The sequence below is a fragment of the Acrocarpospora macrocephala genome (assembly GCF_009687865.1).
Lineage (GTDB): Bacteria > Actinomycetota > Actinomycetes > Streptosporangiales > Streptosporangiaceae > Acrocarpospora > Acrocarpospora macrocephala.
The window spans coordinates 69,434-91,395 of the sequence record NZ_BLAE01000030.1 but is presented as its reverse complement, the minus strand read 5'-3'; the positions used below and the strand labels follow the sequence as shown (position 1 = coordinate 91,395).

At 71.3% G+C, this 21,962-nt stretch carries 19 protein-coding genes; 9 read left to right on the top strand and 10 right to left on the bottom strand.

Annotation, left to right across the window (positions count from 1 at the left end):
• Window positions 1-21: 21 nt before the first annotated feature.
• Window positions 22-735, bottom strand: coding sequence for a GntR family transcriptional regulator (locus Amac_RS25430; protein ID WP_218041275.1), 714 nt, complete (start codon window positions 733-735; stop codon window positions 22-24).
• Window positions 736-937: 202 nt separating this feature from the next.
• On the opposite strand from Amac_RS25430, the gene Amac_RS25425 reads away from it, so the two are divergent.
• The 4 genes from Amac_RS25425 to Amac_RS25410 all read left to right on the top strand — a co-directional run bounded on the left by Amac_RS25425 (window position 938) and on the right by Amac_RS25410 (window position 6,644).
• Window positions 938-2,905, top strand: a complete 1,968-nt coding sequence (locus Amac_RS25425) for a primary-amine oxidase (RefSeq protein WP_218041274.1) — start codon at window positions 938-940, stop codon at window positions 2,903-2,905.
• A gap of 11 nt (window positions 2,906-2,916) precedes the next feature.
• Window positions 2,917-4,242: a Rieske 2Fe-2S domain-containing protein gene (locus tag Amac_RS25420; RefSeq protein ID WP_155356906.1), complete on the top strand. Its 1,326-nt coding sequence runs from the start codon at window positions 2,917-2,919 to the stop codon at window positions 4,240-4,242.
• Window positions 4,235-5,758: a glutamine synthetase family protein gene (locus Amac_RS25415; RefSeq protein ID WP_155356905.1), complete on the top strand. Its 1,524-nt coding sequence runs from the start codon at window positions 4,235-4,237 to the stop codon at window positions 5,756-5,758. Before Amac_RS25420 ends, Amac_RS25415 begins: the two co-directional genes overlap by 8 nt.
• Before the next feature lie 145 nt (window positions 5,759-5,903).
• On the top strand, window positions 5,904-6,644 hold the full coding sequence (locus tag Amac_RS25410; protein ID WP_373869839.1) for a DUF4118 domain-containing protein: 741 nt from the start codon (window positions 5,904-5,906) through the stop codon (window positions 6,642-6,644).
• On the opposite strand, the gene Amac_RS25405 is transcribed toward Amac_RS25410, so the two are convergent.
• The 4 genes from Amac_RS25405 to Amac_RS25390 are packed head-to-tail and all read right to left on the bottom strand — an operon-like array spanning window position 6,645 to window position 10,447.
• Window positions 6,645-7,409: an enoyl-CoA hydratase-related protein gene (locus tag Amac_RS25405; protein ID WP_155356904.1), complete on the bottom strand. Its 765-nt coding sequence runs from the start codon at window positions 7,407-7,409 to the stop codon at window positions 6,645-6,647. It abuts the gene before it with no gap.
• 14 nt (window positions 7,410-7,423) lie between these two features.
• Window positions 7,424-8,431, bottom strand: coding sequence for an acyl-CoA dehydrogenase family protein (locus tag Amac_RS25400; RefSeq protein WP_155356903.1), 1,008 nt, complete (start codon window positions 8,429-8,431; stop codon window positions 7,424-7,426).
• On the bottom strand, window positions 8,428-9,555 hold the full coding sequence (locus tag Amac_RS25395; protein WP_155356902.1) for an acyl-CoA dehydrogenase family protein: 1,128 nt from the start codon (window positions 9,553-9,555) through the stop codon (window positions 8,428-8,430). The genes Amac_RS25400 and Amac_RS25395 overlap by 4 nt, the downstream gene beginning before the upstream one ends.
• A gap of 25 nt (window positions 9,556-9,580) precedes the next feature.
• A complete protein-coding gene (locus Amac_RS25390) occupies window positions 9,581-10,447 on the bottom strand; it encodes a cyclase family protein (RefSeq protein ID WP_218041273.1) in 867 nt (288 codons plus the stop codon).
• Window positions 10,448-10,602: 155 nt separating this feature from the next.
• Between Amac_RS25390 and Amac_RS25385 the strand changes: the two genes are divergently transcribed.
• Genes Amac_RS25385 through Amac_RS25365 form a run of 5 tightly spaced genes read left to right on the top strand, consistent with a single transcriptional unit; the run spans window position 10,603 to window position 16,119 of the window.
• A complete protein-coding gene (locus tag Amac_RS25385) occupies window positions 10,603-12,423 on the top strand; it encodes a flavin-containing monooxygenase (protein WP_155356901.1) in 1,821 nt (606 codons plus the stop codon).
• Entirely contained in the window at window positions 12,420-13,442 is a 1,023-nt protein-coding gene (locus Amac_RS25380) for an MBL fold metallo-hydrolase (protein WP_246268682.1), read from the top strand. The genes Amac_RS25385 and Amac_RS25380 overlap by 4 nt, the downstream gene beginning before the upstream one ends.
• Before the next feature lie 54 nt (window positions 13,443-13,496).
• Window positions 13,497-14,486, top strand: a complete 990-nt coding sequence (locus Amac_RS25375) for a thiolase family protein (protein WP_155356900.1) — start codon at window positions 13,497-13,499, stop codon at window positions 14,484-14,486.
• Entirely contained in the window at window positions 14,483-15,646 is a 1,164-nt protein-coding gene (locus tag Amac_RS25370) for a thiolase family protein (protein ID WP_155356899.1), read from the top strand. Before Amac_RS25375 ends, Amac_RS25370 begins: the two co-directional genes overlap by 4 nt.
• Window positions 15,643-16,119, top strand: coding sequence for a Zn-ribbon domain-containing OB-fold protein (locus Amac_RS25365; protein ID WP_155356898.1), 477 nt, complete (start codon window positions 15,643-15,645; stop codon window positions 16,117-16,119). The genes Amac_RS25370 and Amac_RS25365 overlap by 4 nt, the downstream gene beginning before the upstream one ends.
• Window positions 16,120-16,187: 68 nt before the next feature.
• Here Amac_RS25365 and Amac_RS25360 read toward each other — a convergent pair whose 3' ends face one another.
• The 5 genes from Amac_RS25360 to Amac_RS25340 form a co-directional block, all read right to left on the bottom strand.
• On the bottom strand, window positions 16,188-16,832 hold the full coding sequence (locus tag Amac_RS25360; RefSeq protein ID WP_155356897.1) for a TetR/AcrR family transcriptional regulator: 645 nt from the start codon (window positions 16,830-16,832) through the stop codon (window positions 16,188-16,190).
• Window positions 16,833-17,040: 208 nt separating this feature from the next.
• Window positions 17,041-19,395 (bottom strand): alpha/beta hydrolase, encoded by a 2,355-nt coding sequence (locus Amac_RS25355; protein ID WP_155356896.1) that lies wholly within the window; start codon window positions 19,393-19,395, stop codon window positions 17,041-17,043.
• Window positions 19,396-19,678: 283 nt separating this feature from the next.
• Window positions 19,679-20,197, bottom strand: a complete 519-nt coding sequence (locus Amac_RS25350) for a MerR family DNA-binding transcriptional regulator (RefSeq protein ID WP_155356895.1) — start codon at window positions 20,195-20,197, stop codon at window positions 19,679-19,681.
• Between the two features lie 126 nt (window positions 20,198-20,323).
• The gene (locus Amac_RS25345; RefSeq protein WP_155356894.1) at window positions 20,324-21,472 is read right to left on the bottom strand and encodes an acyl-CoA dehydrogenase family protein; all 1,149 of its coding nucleotides are present in this window, start codon (window positions 21,470-21,472) and stop codon (window positions 20,324-20,326) included.
• A 2-nt stretch (window positions 21,473-21,474) separates the two neighbouring features.
• Window positions 21,475-21,921 carry a MaoC/PaaZ C-terminal domain-containing protein gene (locus tag Amac_RS25340; protein ID WP_155356893.1) on the bottom strand — a complete coding sequence of 149 codons (447 nt, stop codon included), beginning with the start codon at window positions 21,919-21,921 and terminating at the stop codon, window positions 21,475-21,477.
• Between the last annotated feature and the right edge of the window lie 41 nt (window positions 21,922-21,962).

Genomic DNA, 21,962 nt, shown 5'->3' with positions numbered 1-21,962 from the left:
CGCCGCGGCCGCACGGCCTGGTCAGCCGCGGAACACCGTCGCCGTCCTGCGCTCGTACCAGCGGGCGAGCTGCTCCCCGGCGGCCAGCACGTGGTCGCGCATCTCGCGGCGGGCCAGCTTGGCGTCCTCGGCTTCGAGCGCGGCGACGATCCGCTCGTGTTCGGCCAGGTTGTCCGCCCGGTGGCGCGGGTCGTCCTGGAGCACGAGGGCCGAGACGTTCCGCGGGAAGGCTTCGTTGATGTCCCGGATGGTCCTGGCCAGCCGCTCGTTCCCGGCCATCTCGTGGATCAGGGTGTGGAAGCGGTCGTTGGCGATCGTGGTGGGCGACACCGGCGCCCCCGGCCCGGGCGGGGCCGGCGGGCGCTCGTTGGCGCGGAGCACGTCGTTGGTCCCGCGGAGCTCGGCGAGCAGCGTCCTGGTCACCCGGCGGACCGCCCGCTCGCAGGCCAGGCCCTCCAGCTCCGCGCGCACCTCGTACGCCTCCCGCACCTCCCAGGGGGAGGGCACGCGGACCACGGCCCCCCGGCGGGGCAGCACCTCGATGAGCCCGCCGGCCTGGAGCTGGCGGAGCGCCTCCCGGATCGGGGTGCGGCTGATGCCCAGCTGCGCGGCCAGCTCCGCCTGCCTGAGCTGGGCGCCGATCGGGATCTCTCCCGACATGATGCGGGCCCGGATCGCGCTGGCCGTCTCGTCGACCAGGGCGCTTCGGTCCAGGGAAGTCGCGTCGGAGTCCACGGAAGGAGACCTTTCACCTGCGGGTGGGACGGGGCACGACAGCGATCGATTCGCGTCCCAACGATGGATCCAATTTCGCGAGGTTGGGTCGACGCTGGCAAGCGAATCATTCCGCGATCGCGAACGCGGTGGCAACTTGAGCGACCTTGTTCGGTCCCACGATGACTATCTGGATCCATAATAAGGGCGATAGGATCCCAACATGACTGAAATGCTGCATTTGTCCGTTGCTGAGCCGTCGCACGGCGAGCGGCACCCCTTCGACCCGCTCACCCCAGCGGAGATCGAGCGGGCGGTGGCGCTGATCCGGGCGGACGGCCGGCTCGGCGCGCGGGCCGGATTCTGGGGCGCCTACCTGGACGAGGCCGCGGCCCGCGCCGCCGTGGCCGGTGCGGTGCCCGCGACCGTGCGGCGGCTGACCGTCGTCGTCATCGATCACGACGCCCCCGCCGCCTGGGAGGTCGACGTCGTCCTGGACGACGCCCCCCGGTGCGCCGAGTGGCGCCCGGTCGACCACCGCCGCCCCGGCATCACCTCCGACGAGGCCCGCTCGGCCGCGCGGGCCTGCCGGGAGAGCCCGCTGTTCCAGGCGGCGCTGGCCAGGCGCGGCATCCACGACGTGTCCCTCGTCATGATCGACGCCGAGTCGATGGGCGGCTTCGAGCCCGAGCGGTACGCCGGCCGCCGGCTGACCTGGGGCACCGTCTGGCACCGCGTCGACGAGGGCGACAACGGCTACGTCCGCCCGGTCCAGGGCGTGGTGCCGATCATCGACATGCACACCATGGAGGTCATCGAGGTCGAGGACCACGGGGTCGTCCCGATGTCCCCCGAGGCGGGCCCGCTGGAGCCCGGCGGTTTCGGGCCGGACCGCCCCGGCCTGCGCCCCCTCGACGTGGTCCAGCCGGAGGGGCCCAGCTTCACCGTCACCGGCCACCTCGTCGAGTGGCAGGGCTGGCGGTTCCGGATCGGCTTCACCCACCGCGAGGGCCTGGTCCTGCACGACCTGGAGTTCCTCGGCCGCTCGGTGCTCCGCCGGGCCTCCTGCAACGAGATGTACGTGCCGTACCTCGACCCCAACTCCACCCAGTACCGGAAGAACTTCTTCGACTGGGGCGAGTACGGCGCCGGGCCGCTCACCAACTCGCTCGAACTCGGCTGCGACTGCCTCGGCCTGATCCGCTACTTCGACGCGGCCTACCTGGGCGGCGCCGGCGAGGCGGTGACGATCCGCAACGCCATCTGCATGCACGAGGAGGACGACAGCATCCTCTGGAAGCACAACGACCTGCGGCGCGGGGTGGGCCAGGTCCGCCGCAGCCGCCGGCTGATCGTGTCCAACTTCCAGACGGTCGCCAACTACGACTACGGCTTCTACTGGTCGCTCTACCAGGACGGCAGGATCGAGCTGGAGGTCAAGCTGACCGGCATGCTGTCCGCCTCAGGCGTCGAGGCCGACGAGGAGGTCAGGTACGGCAGGCGCGTCGCCGACCACGTCCAGGTGCCCACCCACCAGCACTACTTCGGCCTCCGCCTGGACACCGCGATCGACGGCCCGCTCAACCGCCTGGTGGAGGCGCACGCGGAGGGCGAGCCCGACCCCGCGCTGGACCCGTACGGCAACGCCGTCCGCCACGTCCGGACCCCCATCCGCCGCGAGTCCGAGGCGGCCCGCAGCACCGACCCGGCCACCGCCCGGCACTGGCGCGTCGAGAGCGCCACCGCCACCAACCGGTACGGCGAGCCGACCGCCTACCGGCTGACCCTGCAGGGCACGGCCCGCCCGTTCGGCCGCCCGGACTCGGTGATGGCCCGCCGGGCCCCGTTCGTGCACCGGCACCTGTGGGCGACGCCGTACGACCCGGCGGAGCGTTTCGTCGGCGGCCAGTACCCGAACCACGCCGAGCCAGGCGAGGACGGCGTGCACGTGTGGCAGCGGCAGGACCGCTCGCTGGACGGGGTCGAGCTGGTGCTCTGGCCGGTCCTCGGCAGCCACCACTACCCCCGCCCCGAGCAGTGGCCGGTCATGCCGGTCGACACGCTGCGGATGATCCTGGAGCCCGACGGGTTCTTCGACCGCAACCCGGCGATGGACATCCCGGCCCCGGCCAGGAAGACCGGCCACGCGACGCCGGGCGACCAGGCCCCGAGCTGCTGCTCCCCGAGCTGAAAGGATCGGCCGTGCTGAAGCGCGAGGACAACGAGAAGCTCACCCGCACCGGGCCGGGCACGCCGCTGGGACAGCTGATGCGCTCCTACTGGCAACCCGCCGCGCTCGTGTCGGAACTGACGGCGGAGCGGCCGGTCAAGGCCGTCAAGCTGATGGGGGAGGACCTCGTCCTCTTCCGCCGCGACGACCACGGCTGGGCCCTGGTCAGCAGATACTGCGCGCACCGCGGCGTGGACCTGTCGTACGGGCGGCTGGAGAACGGCGGCCTGCGCTGCCTCTACCACGGCTGGCTCTACGGCCCCGACGGCCGCTGCCTGGAACAGCCCGCCGAGCCGCCGCACAGCACGTTCGCCGACAAGATCCGGATCCGGAGCTACCCGTGCGAGGAGCGGAACGGCATCGTCTTCGCCTACCTCGGCGCCGGCGACCCGCCCCCGTTGCCCGCCTACGACTGCTTCACCGCGCCGGAGGAGTACACCTTCGCGTTCAAGGGCCTCTGGGAGTGCAACTGGCTGCAGGGCGTCGAAGGCGGCATCGACCCGAGCCACGTCTCGTTCCTGCACCGCTTCGTGGGGGAGGACCCCCGCGACGTGTACGGGCAGCAGTTCAGCGAGGTGGTGGCCGGCACCGGGCAGAAGCTCTCCAAGCTGGTCGGCGACCACTACCGGCCCGACATCGAGGTCGAGCAGGCGGAACACGGGCTGCGGGTCTTCGCCCTCCGGCAGCTCACCGAGGAGATCAAGCACGTCCGGATCACCAACCTGCTCTTCCCGAACGCCTTCGTGGTCCCGTTCGGCAACAGCAAGGTCTTCACCCAGTGGCACGTCCCGATCGACGACGAGAACCACTACTGGTACATGATCTTCTACGACTTCGCCGAGCGGACCGACAAGGAGACCCTGCTCGCCCAGCGGCTCGCCGAGGTCACCCTGCCCGACTACCGGCCGATCAGGAACCGCGCCAACGACTGGGGCTTCGACCCCGCCGAGCAGCGCGACCTCACCTACACCGGGATGGGCCTGGACATCAACGTGCACGACCAGTGGGCGGTGGAGAGCATGGGCCGCATCCAGGACCGCACGGTGGAGCGGCTCGGCGTGTCGGACCGCGCGGTGACCGCCAACCGCCGCCTGCTGCTCCGGGCGCTGGAGGCGTTCGAGGCGGGGAACCCGCTCCCCGCCCAGCCGCTCGACGCGCCGAGCGCCCGGCGGCTGACCGGACCGATCGCGGTGGACATGATCAGCCCCACCGGCGGCTGGGCGGAACGCTGGCCGGAGCACGACGCCAAGCGGCGCGCGGCCTCCCCGTGGGCGCACGAGGGCGTGGCCGATGCGTAACGCCGACGAGCGGCCGGTCGCCGAAGGCGGCGGCGGGTACGGCGCCCGGCCCATGCCGGCCGCAGAACGGGGCGGTTTCGTGGAACGGCACGGGCTGTGGACGGAGGAGCAGTACGCGAGCGCCGCCCAGCTGCGCCGGGTCGTCGACGAGCTCGGGATCGAACTCGTCCGGGTCTGCTTCGTGGACCAGCACGGCGTGCTCCGCGGCAAGTCGATCACCAGGGCGGCGCTGCCCGGCGTGCTCGGATCCGGGCTGACCGTGCCCTCCTCGCTGCTGCTGAAGGACACCTCGGGCAAGTCCTCGTACGCCGTCTTCGACGCACTCAGCCTCGGCGGGTACCGGGGGTTCTCGGGGGCCGGGGACGTCGTCTTGGTGCCCGACCCGACCACCTTCCGGGTGCTCCCGTGGTCGGCGCGGAGCGGGATGATCCTGGCCGACCTGCGGTTTCCGGACGGCGGAGCCGTACCGTACTGCACTCGCGGCCTGCTCCGGCGGCAGCTGGCCGGGCTGGCCGAGCGGGGCTTGTCGATGACCGTCGGACCCGAGCTGGAGTTCCACGTGTTCGCCCGGGTCGACGACGCGATGCACCCGGCCCGGGTCGGCCGTCCCGGCAGTCCGGGGGCCGCGCCCGCCGTCCGGCCGATCACCCCCGGTTCCCAGCTGCTCCGCGTCGACACCCTGGACGAGGCCGACGACCTGGTCGCCGAGATCCACCGCGGGCTCACCCGGCTGGACCTGCCGCTCCGGTCGATCGAGCTGGAATTCGGCCCCAGCCAGTTCGAGGTGACCCTGGACGCCGGGGACGCGTCCGCCGTCGCCGACCAGGTGATCCTCTGCCGGATGGCGCTCAAGCAGATCTGCCACCGCCTCGGCCTGCACGCGACCTTCATGTCCCGCCCGCGCGGCGCCGACACCGCCTCCACCGGCTGGCACCTGCACCAGTCCCTCCGCGACGCCGTCACCGGCGCGCCCCTGTTCGCGTCCGCCGATCCCGGCAGCGTGCTCTCTCCCCAGGGTCTCTCCTATCTGGGCGGGCTCCTCGCCCACGCCGAGGCCGCCGCCGCGTTCACGACACCGACTGTGAACGGCTACAAGCGGTACCAGCCGTACTCGCTGGCCCCCGACCGCGTGCTGTGGGGCCTGGACAACAAAGGCGCCATGGTCAGAGCCGTCGGCGCACCCGGCGACCCGAACGCGCACCTGGAGAACCGCTCCGGCGAACCCGGCGCGAACCCGTACTTGTACATCCTGTCCCAGCTCATCACCGGCCTGGACGGGATGGACCACGGCCTGTCTCCCGGCGCCCCCACCGAGTCCCCGTACCGCGACGATGCCACCAGGCTCCCCCGCACCCTCGGTGACGCGCTCCACGCTCTGGACACCAGCCCGCTCTTCCGCCGCGTTCTCGGCGACGAAGTCGTCGACTGGTACGTGCACTTAAAACGCGCTGAATACAATCGCTACCTTGATGAGGTCTCGGATTGGGAGCAACGCGAATATTTTGACCTCCTCTAACTCCTTTGCATGACCCTTAAAAAGGATTCAAGGCGATAAATGTGATAAATTCATAAAAAGGATATCTTTCTACCGCTTGGCGTGCCGGGGCGTTGCGCTTCTTGCCGTGCCCGACGGCACCAAAGGGGTGATGATGATGCGTATCGTGACCATCAGGGACGTTGTCGCGATTGGCGCTGCGGTGCTGGGTCCCCTTACCGTGGCGGCGGTGATAATTCCGTCGCGGGCAACGGTCTCGACCGCGAATGTAGCCCTCCTCCTGGTCGTGGTCGTGGTCGCCGTCGCCGCCCTGGGGAACCGTTTCGCCGGAGCGATCGCGGCGCTCTCATCCGCTGTCTGGTTCGCGTTTCTCTTCACTCAGCCGTACGAGCAGTTCGCCATTCTCCGATCAGTCGACCTGCAGACCGCCGCCCTGCTGGTCATCGTCGGGCTGATGACCTCCCAGCTGGCGGTCAAAGCCCGCCGCGTCAAGGTGCTCGCCATCACCGACGCCGACTACCTCGCCCGCGTCCACGAGGTCGCCATGCTGGCCCAGACCGCCGCCGCGCCGAGCGAGGTGATCGACCGGGTCGCGCGTCATCTCACGCAGATCCTGTATCTCCGCCGCTGCCACTTCGAGTACGGGCCCCCGCAGGGGGGCCTCCCGCGCATGGAAGAGGACGGCACCATCGTGCTGGGTCACCGGCGCCTGGACGTGGAGCGGCACGGCCTGCCCGACCGCGAGATCGAACTGCCCGTCGTCGGCGACGACTACTGCTACGGCCGTTACCTGCTCCGTCCCGCCCCCGGCACCAGGCCGTCCCGCCAGGCCCGCCTCGCCGCGGTGAGCCTGGCCGACCAGGTCGGCAATGTCCTCGCCGCCGCGACCTCCCACCACGCCAGTTGATCAGCGCGCCGTCATGGAGTCCTTGATCCGTGCGAGCCCGGCGAGGAAGGCGGGGCGCCCGGTCGACCACTCCTGATGCCCGGCCTCCAGCTCCAGCGCCTCCGCGTGGCCGGTGATCCCCGGGGCCGTCCGGAGCGTTTCGATGAGCCGGCGGACGTACTCCGGCTCAAGCCCCTTCAGCGTGTCACCCATCGCGACGGCCGCGCCGACGACCTCCCCGTCGGGGAGGACATCGGTGACCAGCCCGATGCGGTGGGCTCCGGCCCCGTCCCAGGTCTCGCCGAAAAGGAGGGATTTGACCGCGTGCTGGTGGCCGATGGCCCGGGTCAGCAGCCAGGTGTGGCCGCCGCCGGGGAAGATGCCGAGCTCGGCGAAACGGCAGACGAACCGCGCAGAGTGGGCGGCCAGGCGGATGTCGCAGGCGAGCGCGAGATTGAAGCCCGCGCCGACGGCGGGTCCGTTCACGGCCGCGATGGTCGGCAGCGGCGAGTGCAGGACACGCAGGAATCCGCCGTAGACCTCGCGGATGAGACCGAAGTCGCCCTCGGCCGCGCGTTCGAGCGTCGCCAGCTCCGCACCGGCGCAGAACGCGGGGCCCGCCCCGGTGACGACCAGGGCGCGCACGGCCGGGTCGGCCTCGATCTCGTCCAGCGCCTCGCCCAGCTCGCGCACCATCGCCGAGGAGAGGATGTTGCGGCGGCCCGGGTCGTTGAGGGTCAGGACCGCGACGGGGTGATGGCGGTCGATTGTCACAAAATCCCACATGGGTGCATCCTTGTTCATCCGGTCAGCCAGGCCCACAGGTCCGGGCCGGCGCTCGCTGCCAGCCTGCCTCCCCAGAATCGTTCGTTGCCGAACTCCTCGCGCCAGGTCAGCAGGGCCAGCGTGTGCCGGTGCAGCTCGTGTTCCCGGGCGATGCCGATGGCTCCGTGCAACTGGTGGGCCAGGCGGGCCGCCTCGGTGGCCGCCGCCGAGGTGCGGATCTTCGCGGTGGACAGGCGTGGATCGCCGACCAGCTCCCTGATGTCGCGGACGTCCCCCAGCGCCTGCGCGACCGCCGCCTCGGCGGCGGCGACCTCCCCGATCAGGGCGGCCAGATGCTGCTGCACGGCCTGGAAGGCGGCGAGCGGGCGGCCGAACTGCACGCGCGTCCGCACGTGCTCCACCGACAGGGCGCGCACGCGCTCCAGCGCCGCCAGCGACTGCGCGCTGCGCGCGAGGGCCCCCGCGGTGGTGACGAACTCGGCCAGGTCGTCGGTGGCGGTCCCGAGGTATTCGGCGGCGGCGTTCTCGAGCCGGACGTGCGCCCACGGCGAGCCGTGGAGGGTATGCCCGGGCCGGAGTTCCGCCTGTCCGGGGTCGACGGCGACCAATGTCGGGCGGCCTCTGGGATCCTGCGCGACCACCAGGAGCTGGTCGGCCCACGGCGCCCAGGCGACGTGCTCGGCCGCCGCCGTCACGCGGCCTGTCCCGTCGAGCCTGCCGGGACCCGGTACGACTATCGGGCACCGATGCGAGCGCGGGACGCCCACGGCCGCGAGCGCGCTGTTGGTGATCAGGAGCAGGTCCGGGACCGGCGACGGCCAGCCGTGGGCCGTGACGGCGGCGGCCACCGCGACCGCGTCGGCCAGATCGCCCAGGTCCGGGAGGCTCACGTCCAGCCAGTCGCCGTCCCGGAGCGCGTCGGTGGCGGCCCGCCCGAGCGTCTCGTCCCAGGATCCGTCCGCGCTCCCCTGCGGGAAATTCCGCAGGATCGCCGCGATGGCGTCCGCGATCTCGCCGCTCACGCGCCCGCCGCCGTCCTGGCCACGATCCCGCGCAGGATCTCGTTCGTGCCGCCGCGGAGGGTACGGTCAGGGGAGTGCACGACGGCCTCGGCGAGCAGCCGGGCGTACTCGTCGCCGGAGGCCAGGTCCGGCACGACCGGCAGCAGGTCACGCGCCAGCTCCACCACCTTGCCCTCGAACCGGGTGCCGAGGTCCTTGACCACGGCCGCCGCGACCGTGGGCGTCTCCCCGCGGCCGAGCGCTTCGGCGACGCTCTGGGACATCGCGCGGATGCTGCGCAGTTCGGCCAGCAGCACGCCGAGCTCCTTCGGTCTCGCCTCGGTCCGGCGCAGCAGGCAGCGCAGGAGCGGCATGGTGGACAGGAACCGTTCCGGCCCGCTTCGCTCAAGGGCGAGTTCCGCCATGACCTGGCTCCAGCCCTGGCCGCGCGTGCCGAGCAGGCAGCCGTCGTCGAGCCGGACGCCGTCGAAGACGACCTCGTTGAAGTGGCGCCGCCCGTCCTGCGTGGTGATCGGCCGGATCTGGACGCCGTCCAGCCGCAGGTCGACCAGGAACTGGGACAGGCCCGCGCGCCGGTCCTCGGCGGGGTCGGTACGCGCGAGCACGAGCATGTGGTGCGCCAGGTGGGCGTGGCTGCTCCAGGTCTTGGCGCCCTCGAGCCGCCAGCCCCCGCCGTCCCGGCGCGCCCGGGTCCGTACGGCGGCCAGGTCAGAGCCGCTGTCCGGCTCCGACATGCCGATGGCGAAGTAACACTCCCCGCGCGCGATGCCGGGCAGGTAGCGCCGCCGTTGCGCGGGCGATCCGTGCCGGAGCAGCGCGGGCCCGACCTGCCGGTCGGCGAACCAGTGCAGGGCGACCGGCGCTCCCGCCGCGAGCAACTCCTCGATCACGACATACCGCTCCATGCTGGTACGGCCCGGGCCGCCGTACTCGGCGGGGATGGTCATGCCGGCCCAGCCGCGCGCTCCCAGCGCCCGGCTGAACTCGGCCGAGTACGAGGTCATCCACGCGTCACAGTGCGCGTCCGCACCCGAGCTCGCCATCTCCCGCTCGGCGAACGCCCGGACCCGGGCGCGCAGCTCCTCGGCCGCCGCGCGGCGCACGGCGGTCCTGACGTCGATCATCGTGATCTCTCCTTGCGTGGCTTTCTCATAGGACGGCGACCGGGCTCACCGGGCTGCCGACCGCGCCCACCAGCGGCAGCGGCGCGAGGACGAACAGGAAGGTGGGCCGCCGGGCGGCGCAGAGCTCGTCCAGCGCCATCAGCTCGCTGAAGTAGATCCCGTGGTCACGCAGGAGCTGGACGTGCAGCGGCACCTGGCAGGCCGGGTCGGGGGAGGGGAACGCCTCGACTCCCGGATTGTCGGCGCCGATCAGCGTGATTCCGGCGCCGGCCAGCAGGTCGCCGCAGTCGGGGTGCAGGCCGGGCCAGCGGGTGCCGTCGGCGTCGCCGCGCAGGGCGGCGGCGAGCCAGCCGGTCCGGACGAGCAGGGCGTCGCCCGGTCGCAGCCGCACGTCCTGGGCGTGGAGGAGCTGCTGGAGTCGCTCGGCGCGCACGGGTTCGCGGTGCGCGCTCGCGTCGACGACGACGCCGCGCGTCACGAGCGGGGGCATCTTGTCGATGCCCAGGCGGCGCGCGCCGCGGCCGGTGACCTCGCGTGCGGAGAAGCCGTTGTACATCGTGTGGTCCCGCCACACGTGGGCGAGCGCGTCGACATGGGTGGCGCCCTGGGTGGGCATGGCGATGACGTCGTCGGCGTAGCCGAACCCCGCCCGCTCGGGCAGCCCGGCGGCGTAGTCGGCGCCGCTGCGCACCATGTAGTGGGCGGCGGGCCGGCGCCCGACGAGCCCGAAGCCCTGGTTGTTCCTGATCGGCGTGGCCAAGGAGACGACCCGGCCGGTCACCGCCTCGGCCAGGCCGGCCAGCACCTGCTCGGCCGCCACCTGGTTCATGGCGCCCAGCTCGTCGTCGGCGCCCCACCGGCCCCAGGACGTCACGGGCTCACGAGTACTCACGAGCCCATAGAACCGGGTTGCCACGGCTTTCGTCAACATTGTCGTTGACACGATAAGACAGTGGTCTAGGGTGTCGTAAACATGAGTGTTGACGATGCGGGCGAGGTCGAGTTGAATGGCGCCCTGACCTGCTGGATGCGAGAAGGGGCCTGTAGATGAGCCGGACCGAGGGTGCCGAGGACGTCGAAGGGATCTTCCTGGCCTGGTTGGCGCGGTTCGGTGACGCACTTGAGTGCCACGCGGTAAACGAGGTCGTTGACCTCTTTGACGCCGAGGGGTACTGGAAGGACATCCTCGCCTTCACCTGGAGCTACCGGACATTCGGCGGCAAGGAGGCCATCGCGGAGGCGGTCAAGGCCACCGTCGCGGAGGCCAGGCCGAGCCGGGTGCGGGCCGCCGAAGGCCGTACGCCGCCGCGGCTGGTACGGCGTTCCACCAGGTCGGTCATCGAGGCGTACTTCGACTTCGACACGGCGATCGGCGGCGGCACCGGCTTCGTCCGGCTGCTGTACGACCCGGGCGACCCCCGCGAGCCGCGCGCCTGGATCCTGCTGACCACGCTCCAGGAGCTGACCGGCTTCGAGGAGCGGATCGGCGCACGGCGGCCCACGGGCCTGCGGTACTCGCGCAACTTCTCCGGCGAGAACTGGCTCGACGAACGCCGCAAGTCGCGGGAGCTGGCAGACGGGTCGGCGGACGTGCTCGTGGTCGGTGCCGGTCAGGCCGGGCTGACCCTGGGCGCGCGCCTGGTCCAGCTGGGCGTGCGCACCCTGCTCGTGGAGAAGAACGAGCGGGTCGGGGACAACTGGCGCAACCGGTATCACTCGCTCACGCTGCACAACGAGGTGTGGGCCAACAGCCTGCCGTACCTGCCGTTTCCCGAGACCTGGCCGGCTTTCGTGCCCAAGGACAAGCTGGCCGGCTGGCTGGAGGGCTACGCCGAGTTCATGGAGCTGGACGTCTGGACCTCCACCGAGTTCCTGGACGCTCGCTACGATCCGGCCGCCCGCACCTGGACGGCCCGGCTCAGGCGCGGGGACGGCGCCGTCCGCGAGGTGCGCGCCATCCACCTGGTGCTCGCCACCGGCGGGACCAGCAGCGTGCCGAGGCGGCCCGCGCTGCCGGGCCTGGCGGACTTCGCCGGGACGGTGCTGCACTCCAGCGAGTTCCGCAGCGGCGTCGCGTACGCGGGCCGGAAGGCGCTGGTGATCGGGACCGGCAACAGCGGCCACGACGTGGCCCAGGACCTGCACGCCAACGGCGCCCAAGTGACGATCATGCAGCGCAGCCCCACCTGCGTGGTGAGCCTGGTGCCGAGCGGGACCCTGGTCTACGCGGTCTACTCCGAGGGCCCGCCCGCCGACGACGTCGACCTGGTGACCGCGGCGATCCCCTTCCCGGTGCTGCGGAACACCTACCAGTGGCTGACCAAGAAGACCTGCGAGCTGGACCGGGAGCTGCTCGACGGCCTGCGCCGGGTCGGCTTCCGGCTCGACTTCGGGCCCGACGACACCGGCTTCCACATGCTCTTCCTGCGCCGGGGCGGCGGCTACTACATCAACGTGGGCTGCTCGGAGCTGATCGCCGCCGGCGAGATCGGGTTCGTGCACGCCGACGACTACGACCGGTTCGCGGAGTCCGGGCTGCTCATGAAGGACGGCGAGCCGCGCCCCTTCGACCTGGTCGTCCTGGCGACGGGCTACGAGAACCAGCAGGACGGCATCCGCCGCATGCTGGGCGACGAGGTCGCGGACAAGGTGGGACCCGTCTGGGGGTTCGACCAGAACTACATCATGCGCAACATGTGGCAGCGCACCGCGCAGGAGAACTTTTGGATCACGGGAGGTTCGCTGCTCGACTGCCGGATGTACTCGCGGTTCCTGGCCTTGCAGATCAAGGCGGATCTGGCGGGCATCTCCCGCGCCGAGGCCGATCTGCCGTCGACCTCCTACGACGCCGGCGGGGTTCGGTCGTGACCCGGGCCGGTGTCGGGGAGTGGACCCGGGAGGGCGCGTACGAGATAGCCCCGGGCATCCACCGGCTGCCGTTGCCGATGCCCGGCGACAGCCTGCGCGCGGTGAACGTCTACGCCATCCAGGACGGCGCCGGGGTCGCGCTGGTGGACGGCGGATGGGCCATCCCGGAAGCCCATCAGGTGCTGGAGAAGTCGCTGAACTCCATCGGCCACACCTGCGCGGACGTCACCCGGGTGATCGTCACCCACGCGCACATCGACCACTACACGCTGGCGGTCTGGCTGCGCGCCGAGCACGGCACACCCGTGCTGGTGGGGCGCGGCGAGCGGGACTCCCTGGAGTGGCTGGCCGGCGCGGGTCCCCGGCATCGCCACCAGTGCGAGCTGCTGCGCCGCGCGGGGGCCCCGCACCTGGCCGCGTACATGGCCAGGGGAGACGCGGACGTGGATCCGGTCGCGGAGGGCTGGGAGGCGCCCGACGAATGGCTCGCCGAGGGCGGCATCGAGATCGGCGGGCGGGAGTTCCGCGTGCTGGAGACCCCCGGGCACACCGAGGGGCACATCATGGTGCTGTCGGAGAGCGACGGGCTGCTGTTCAGCGGGGACCAGATACTTCCGCACATCACCCCCTCGATCGGGTTCGAGGCGGTGCCCCGGCCGCAGCCGCTGGTGGCGTTCCTGCGCTCCCTCGCCCGGCTCAGGAAACTGCCCGACCTGCGCCTGCTGCCCGCGCACGGGCCCGCCGGCATGGGCGCGCACGCCCGCATCGACGAGCTGGCCGAGCACCACCGGCGGCGGCTCGAGCAGAGCGCGGACGCCGTGGCGCGGCTGGGCGCGGCGACGGTCGCGGAGGTGGCGGCCGAGCTGCCCTGGACCCGGCACCGGCGCGAGTTCGCCGAACTCGACGACTTCAATTCGACGCTCGCCGTGTTCGAGACCAGCGCCCATCTGGCCTACCTCGTGGCCGAGGGAACGTTGCTCGCCGACGAGGAACAAGTCCCGAAATATCGGCTGGGTTGAGAATCAACTATGGTGTTGAAACAGTGGGTGAGCGTCGACGGAGTGGCTGCCCGCATGACCCGCTCCGACGCGCGGCTGTCCCTGCCGGAGGTCATCTTCGCGGTGGTGTCGGAGGCGCTGGCGGACGCCCGATGCACGATGGACGACATCGACGGGATCGTGATCGCCGCGCACGACCTGATCGATGGGCGCTCGCTGTCGAGCATGATCACCGGGCCGGCGGCCGGGGCGTACCTGCGGGACGAGATCCGCGTGTCCGAGGACGGCCTGGTGGCGATCTCGCTGGCGGCGGCGCGGATCCAGGCGGGAGAGGCCGCCAGGGTCGTGGTCGCCGCGTGGGGCCGGCCCGGGGAAGGCGACGTCGAGCGGTCGTCCCGGGCCGCCTTCGACCCCTTCACCGAACAGCCGCTGGCGCTCTCGGAAACGGTGGTCTCGGCCCTTCGCGCCGCCGCCTACCTGCGCGAACACTCCGCCCGCGGCCGGGAGGCCGCGGCCGCGGCGCGCCAGGAGCGGGCCGCCGCGAACCCGCGCCGGGCTCCGGCGGCCGGAGCCCGGCCGCCCGTCTACCCGCTCCGGCCCGAGGAGATGGGCGTGCCGGCCGACGTGGCCGCCGCCGTCGTGCTCGGCACCGGCGCGGGCCCGCGCATCACCGGTGTCGGGCACGGCACCGAACCCGCGCGGCTGGGGGAGCGCACGCTGGCGGCCCTGCCGGGGGCGCGGGCCGCCGTCGCCGCCGCGCTCGCCCGGTCGGGACTGCGCGCGCACCAGCTGGACCTCGTCGAACTCGGCGGGCCCACCCTCTTCGACGAGGTGCTGCAACTGGAGGCGGCCGGGCTCGCCGAGCCGGGCACCGGCCTGGCCGGGTACGCCGCCGGGACCTGGGTGAACCCCTCCGGCGGCGCGGCGGCGGGCGACTGCCATCCGTGCGGCGGCCTCCTGCGGTTCGTCGAGGCGGTCCGGCGGCGGCCAGGGAAAGCCCTGGTCGTGGCGGGCTCGGCCGTCGCGTCGCAGACCACCACGGCAGTGATCATCGAGGAGCCATGAGCGATCCGCTGGGCATCATCGGCGTCGGCCAGACGCCGTACCGGAAACGAAATCCCGGGCTGTCGGCCGGGGAGCTGGTCAGGATCGCGGTCACCGAGGCGCTGGCGGACGCCGGCGTCGGGCCGGACGCGATCGACTGCGTGATCGGCGGGGTCGCCCCCGACGCGCTGAGCGGGATCGCCGACATCGACAAGGCGGCCATCGCTTTGCCGGGGAAACCGTACTTCCGGATCAACACGGGTGGCGCCACGGGCTCTTCGGCGCTGCTGGCGGCCAAGACGTGGATCGAGGCCGGGCGCGGTGACGTGGTCCTGGTGGTGGCGCTGGAGCGGATGGGACAGGCCACCACCGCGCAGAGCATCTTCAACACCATCTTCGACCCCGTCTACGAGAAGGACTTCGTGCTCACCACCATCACCATGGCGGCCCTGCGCGCCACCATGCTGATGCGGCGGGACGGCTTCGCCGGGGAGCACTGGGCGGGTATCGCCGCGCGGAACTTCACCCAGGCCACGCTGAACCCGCTGGTGGTCGGCGCGAAGGCGCGCAGCGTCCAGGACGTGCTGGACTCGCCGGTGCTGGCCTGGCCGATCCGCCGCTACGAGGCGTGCCCGATCTCGGAAGGCGCGTGCGCCGTGATCGTGGCGCGCGGCGAGCTGGCGCGCTCGCGGTCGACGGCGTGGATCAGGGGGACCGGCGCGTACAGCGACACCTACGCGATGGGGGACCGCATGCGGCGGCCGGAGGGCAGCCTCATCGAGATGGTGCCGTTGCGCCGCGCCGCCGATCGCGCCTACCGGGAGGCCGGGATCACCGATCCGCTCGCCCAGGTCGACGTGCTCGAACTCCAGGCGCCTTTCGCGATCATCGAGGCCATGGCCTATCCCGCCCTCGGCCTGAGCGACATCGACGGTAACCGCCGGTTCGTCGAGGACGTCATCGCCGGGCGCGTGCCCATCGCCATCAATCCCTCCGGCGGCGCCCAGGCCGCCAACCCCGTCTCGGCCACCGCCCTGATCCGCGTCGCCGAGGCGGCGCTGCAGGTCCGGGGGCGGGCGGGCGCGCGCCAGGTGCCGGACGCGCGGCTCGCGCTCGCCACCGGGCAGGGGGGCGCCACCCAGTTCTCCACGGTCGTCCTGCTCGGGAGTGAGCTGCCATGAACCCAGATGATCTGCTCGTGCTGCCGGGCAACTGGAACTTCGACTACCGGTATTTCGCCGGTGCGACGGCCAGCCGGTTCTTCGCGGAACTGCGGGACAACCGCCGGATCATGGGGCGGCGCTGCCCGTCCTGCCGGCGGCTGCTCATTCCCGCGCGGTCCTACTGCGACGCCTGTTACGTCGAGACGGGGGACTGGGAGGAGGCCGGCCTGGAGGGGACCGTGGAGGCGTTCGCCATCATCGCCACCCAGTTCCCCGGGCTGCCGGAACCGCCGCTCGTCATCGGGTTCGTCACCCTGGACGGCGCCGACTCCGCGATCTTGAACTTCGTCCGGGGCGTCGACCTGTCCGACGTCGAGGCGGCGGGCCGCCGCCTGTTCGAACAGACCCGCGTCCGGGTCGTCTTCGCCGGTGACCCGCAGGGCCGCATCACCGATTTCCACTTCGTACCCGTCAATCAACGCACTAGTTGACACCCTTGGTTGTCAGGCCATAGCGTGCGCCCCGCCCGGGGTCCGCCGGGCGGGCACGCCTGGAGCGGCTACTTCGCGAGCCCTGAGATGATCATGCTGGACAGGTGCGCGCCGAGCTGCTCGCCGCTGAGCTGCCCGCTGGGCTTGAACCAGCGATGCGTCCAGTTGATCGAGCCGATGATGGAGTTCATCGCGATGTGCTTGTGGGTGATGTCGAAGACCCCGTCCGCCACGCCCTGATTCAGGATCGTGAGCAGGGCGTTCTCGAACCGGCGGCCCAGCTGCAGCATGGTGCGCGCCCAGACCTCGTCCAGGGACTCGGAGTGGATGCGGTTCATGTCCTCCTGGATGTAGACGAACATGTACGGATAATGCTCGTCGTACTTCTGCACCGTGGTCACGATCAGCTTCCGCAGCCGGGTCACCGCGTCCGCGGGCTCGGCCGCCACCGACTCGGCGGCCGACACAACCTGCTCGACGGCCTGCTGCGTGACCAGCTGGAACAGCTCGTTCTTGCTGGCCACGTAGTAGTAGAGGGAGGCCCGGTCGGTGCCGAGCCGCGCGGCGACGTCACGCAGGCTGGACGCCTCGTACCCACGCTCCCTGAACACCTCCGCGCCGGCAGCGATGATCTCGTTACGACGCTGCGCGTAGCCCTCGCCGCCGTCCCGCAGCGCCGCCATCCGGCGCTTGCCGATCCCACTCTTCGCCATGTCCGAGATCGTAACCCTTCACCGTAGCCGATTGAGACGTGCTGGTCAGCGGGCGTACCGGGCCAGGGCGCGGGCCCGCTCGTACGAATCTACATCCATGTTGACAGTCTGGGGGCGGGACTTACCGTAGCGGCGGTTGGATGGGAGCAGCTCCCAGGGTGGGGTGCCCGGGTCCGCGGGATCCCCACCCTGAGAGACCTGCGAGGACTCAGTCGTCGTCGGTGACGACCAGGCGGGCGAAGCCGTCGCCGATGGTCGCGTTCGCCGAGACGCCCGCGATCACCTGGTAGGACTGGGCGGCGGTCGCCTTGACCGTGTTGCCGGCCAGCGGCACGGTGAAGACGCCGCCGGTCTGCCCGGCCGGGATCGTCACGGTGGCCGCGACCTGCGTGATGACCGGGCCGGTCCCGGTGGCGAGCGCCTGGACGGTCACCGTCACCGGCGCGTCCGACGGCCGGGACAGGGTCACCGGGATCCGTGCCTCGCCGGGACCGTTCCCTTCGAGGACGGTCAGGTCGCCGACCGACACCTGCGGCAGGTCCGCGATGCTCTCCTCGCCGACCCGGAACCGGGTGAAGGACAGATCCGCCAGGTAGACGCCGCCGGTGTCGGACGCCCCGGTGAGCGTCACCTCCTTGATGTCCTTCTTGTCGATGCCGCTGAGACCGGACAGCGGCATCCGTACGGTCCGCAGCCAGGTCTTCGGCAGCGGGGAGGCGGCGCCGGGCAGCGCGGTCAGCGCGGGGCTGAGCGAGGACACCGGCACGGTGACGCTCCGGTCGCGCCCGTCGACGAGGGTGATGTTCATGTCGAGCGGGGCGGACGCCGCGACGTTCTCGTCCCGGGCCACCCGGAAGGTGAGCAGTTCCGCCTTGGAGATGTTCCGCGCGGAAAGGGGCACGGTCAGCTTCCCTGAGGTGTCCTGCCAGGCGAACCGCAGCACCGAGGTGGCGACGGCGTTGGGCAGGTAGGTCGCGGGCGTCCAGGACGGCGCCTGCGAGGTGGTCAGCCTGGTCGCGCAGGACGGCAGCCCGCTCTGCGGCGACCGGTCGAGCATGCTCGCGCACAGCGTGCCCGTGGCCGCGCCCGACACGACGGCGGGGGAGGACCCGGCGAAGGTGGCCACGTCGATCCGGCTGGCGGCCGGAGTCTGGGCGACGGTGTGCACGACGGCGCGGCCGGTCGAGGCGACGGTCTTGCCGCTGCCGTCGAACAGCGGCAGCAGCGCGGTCTCCTGGCCCTGGACGAGCCGGAAGAACCCGGCGATGAGGGCGGTGCCGACCGCGTACTGCTCGGTCGCGCTCAGCCGGGACTCCGCCCGGTTGCCGCAGACCGGGTCGTTGTTGTTGGACCAGTCGTCGGAGGCCGGGGCGGTCGCCACGCCGGGCGTCCACTCGGTGTTGAAGAAGTTGTGGTCGGTGCCCATCACCATCAGCGCCGACCGGAACGCGGTGTCGTGGGGGACGGCGTACAGCGAGTCGTCGTAGAAGTGCTGGCCCTGCTGGTTGGAGACGTCGCCGTCGCAGTACGGCAGGATCGTCGCGGTCGGGATGCCCGGCAGGGAGGCGCGGGCGAAGTCGGTCGGCGCGAGCGGCAGCACCGCGCGGATGCCGTACGGCTTGGCCCGGCCGGCGTTCACGAGCACGGCCTTGGCGACGCCCTCGCCGCCGCGCGAGTGCCCCATCAGGCCGACGTTGTCCAGGTCGATCCGGCCCTTGAACAACGACACCAGCTGGGGGTCGCCCGTGCCGCTCTCGGCGGCGTCGAGCAGGTCGAGGTGGCGCATGACGACCTCGCTGCGGGCCAGCGCGCCCCGGTCCTCGGAGAAGTTGGCGTCGAAGGCGTTGACCGCGTTGGCGCTCACCGACACGACCGCGTAGCCGTGGCTGGCCAGCGCGTCGGCCGGGCCCTTATAGCCCTTGAAGCTCTCGATCGGCTGCTGCCCGGCCGGGCACGGCCAGGCGTTGTTGCTGGTCCGCCGGGTGATCGGGTCGTAGCAGGCCGAGTGCCTGCCGTGCAGGAAGAGCACCAGCGGGCGGCGTCCGATCGCGCCCTTCGGCAGGTAGACCTCGGCGCGCAGCTCGCCCAGCCGGCCGCCGAGCCCTTCCAAGCTGATCGCGGTCTCACCCAGGTCGTAGCTGCTCTCCTCGACCTGGTACGGCCCGGGCACGCCCGGGTCGGTGGCGATCGTCGACGGTTGCGGGTCCGCCGGCGGGATGTAGATCGCCTTGGCGGTGACCCTGGATTCGACGACGCCGTTCCATGCGACCTGGACGCTCCTGGCCTCGCCCGCCCGCGGGTCGGAGGTCAGCAGGGTGAGCGTCCGGCCCTCGTCGCTCTCGGTGGCGTAACCGAGCGACTGCCCGTTGACCGCCAGTTCCGGCGCGGCGTCCCGCACCGGTAATGGTTCATCCAGGCGTAACGTCACCTGATATCCGCCGTCGACCGGTACGACCGACCAGGTGTCGGCGGCCGCGGGGAGCGGGAGCGACACGGCCCCCGCCACCACCGCGACGAGCACGGCGGCCAGACCACGCCACAGCGCAGCCCTAGAAAGCCTCATAACGTTCCTTTCGCGCAAAAGTAACGCAAGCCACATAAAGCTCACGAAACTGCACCAAGTAGAACGTTCCTGTTTTGTCACTGCATTAACTCGCGTTGCAGGCGCGTTAAAACCCACCGGGTCGCGGCCGGAGTGGGCTAGGGGCCGCGAAGAGTTCGGAGGCGGGCCCTGATGACGTCAATGACGTAAGGCGTGACGGCGGCACGCGGGTGGCGGCGAGGAGCGCCGGGGGAGAGGGGGAGCTGGGCGGGGGTCGGGGTGGGGAGGCGGAGCCGTAAAACGGTCAGTGCTCGGTGTTCGGGGACTGGGCTTCCTCGCCGAGGAGGCGGAGGAGTTCCGGCGCGGGGCGGGGTTTCCTGGAGCGGCCGCCGCGGGTCGCCTCCACGATCAGATCGTGCAGGCGGTTGAGGACGCGGATGCGGTGCTCCAGCAGCGCCACCTTGCCCTGCAGGAGGGCCTGGGTGCGCCTGGACGCCACGCTGGTGCGATCCAGCGCCCAGCGGCCGAGGTCGCCGATCTCCTCCAGGGTGAAGCCCATGTCCTTGAGCAGCAGCGCGCCCTCGACGTAGAAGATGTACGCCCGGGGGTAGCGGCGCGTTCCGCCCGCCGTGCGCACGGGCACGGGCAGGATGCCGAGTTCCTCGTAGTAGCGGATGGTGCGAGGGGAGACCCGCGCGCGTTTGGCCAGTTCGCCGATGCTGAGCAGCTCTTCCTCGCCGTGTTCGTCCGCAGGCGCTCCGGCCTCCGGCTTCGGGCTGGAGGGCGAGGACGCCTTCCCGCGGGAGGAGGTGCTGCTGGCCATCGGGCCCCTTTCTGGTGCGATCTCATACTTAACGGGTATCGTTAAGTTTAGCATCGGGAACATGCTCGTCGGCCCGGGAACGCCAAGCTGGGCCGGTGGCTGGATCCCACGATGTCAGAAGCGATGTCAGAAGCCGAGATCCCGGCCGATGATCTCTTTCATGATCTCCGTGGTCCCGCCGAAAATGGTGTGAACCCGGGCGTCGCGCCAGACGCGGGAGATCGGATACTCGTCCATGTAGCCGTAGCCGCCGTGCAGTTGCAGGCACATGTCGGCGGTGCGGGTCATCAGTTCGGTGGTCCACCACTTGGCCTTGGCTGCGTCCACCGCGCTGAGGGTTCCCGCGTTGAGGTCGAGGATCGCGCGGTCCACGTACACCTGGGCCAGCTCGATCTCGGTCGCCATCTCCGCGAGCTTGAACCGGCTGTGCTGGAAGCTGCCGATCTTCTGGCCGAACGCCTCGCGCTCATGGCAGTAGCGCACCGTCGAGTCGAAGGCGCCCCGCGCGGCGGCGACGGCGACGACCGCGATCGACAGCCGCTCCTGCGGCAGGTTGCGCATCAGATAGCCGAAGCCCGCGTTCTCCGCGCCGAGCAGGTTCGCCGCGGGTACCCGGACGTTCTCGAAGATCAGCTCGGCGGTGTCCTGGGCGTGCATGCCCGCCTTGGCGAGCTTCCGGCCGCGGCGGAAGCCGGGCGTGCCCCGCTCGACGACCAGGAGGCTGAGGCCGCGCGCCCCGGCCGACGGGTCGGTTCTGGCCACGACGATCACGAGGTCGGCGTGGATGCCGTTGGTGATGAACGTCTTGGTGCCGTTGACGACGTAGCAGTCGCCGTCGCGGACCGCGGTGGTGCGCACGGCCTTCAGGTCGCTGCCCGCGCCGGGCTCGGTCATCGCGATCGCGGTGACGATCTCTCCGGAGCAGAAGCCGGGCAGCCAGCGCCGCCGCTGCTCCTCGGCGCTGAGCTCGGTCAGGTACGGCGTGACGACGTCGTTGTGCAGGCCGAAACCCGAGCTGAGCGAGGCGAACCCGGCGCGCGCGAACTCCTCCACCAGCACGGCGTTGTACCGGAAGTCCGGCTCTCCGCCGCCGCCGTACCCGGCGTCCACGGACATGCCGAGATAGCCGGACTCTCCGGCGAGCCGCCACAGCTCCCGGTCGACCAGGCCCTCGGCTTCCCAGCGGTCGTACTCGGATACGACGTGGCGGCTGATGAACTGGCCCACCGACTCCCGGAAGGCGTGGTGATCGGCGTCGAAGAGGAGGCGTTCCATCGTCAGCTCCGGCCTGGCTGAGGGGCGGCCCCGGCCCAGATGTTGATCCGGGCGGAGATGACCGTCTCGTCGCGCTGGTTGAGGATGTCTTCCTTGATCGTCACCACCCCGCCCGGCGCCTTGTCCTTCTTGCCGAGCACTTCCATCACGGGGTGGACGGTGTCCCCGAAGAAGCAGGGGGCCAGGAACCTGACCTCCTCCATGCCGAGGAAGGCGATGACCCTGCCCGGCAGGAGCGGGATCAGCCCGGCGCCGCAGGACAGCACCAGCAGGCCGTGGGCGATGCGCTGCTTGAACGGCGTGGTTCTGGCGTACTCGGCGTCCATGTGCAGGCCGAAGTGGTCGCCGGTCACCCCGGCGAAGTTCACCACGTGTGTCTCGGTGATGGTGATTCCGGTGTACACGTGCCTGTCCCCGACCGCGAGTTCGTCGTAGTACAGGTCGAACATGCTGTCCCCTGAGATGGTCGAGTTAATTAACACTTGACGTT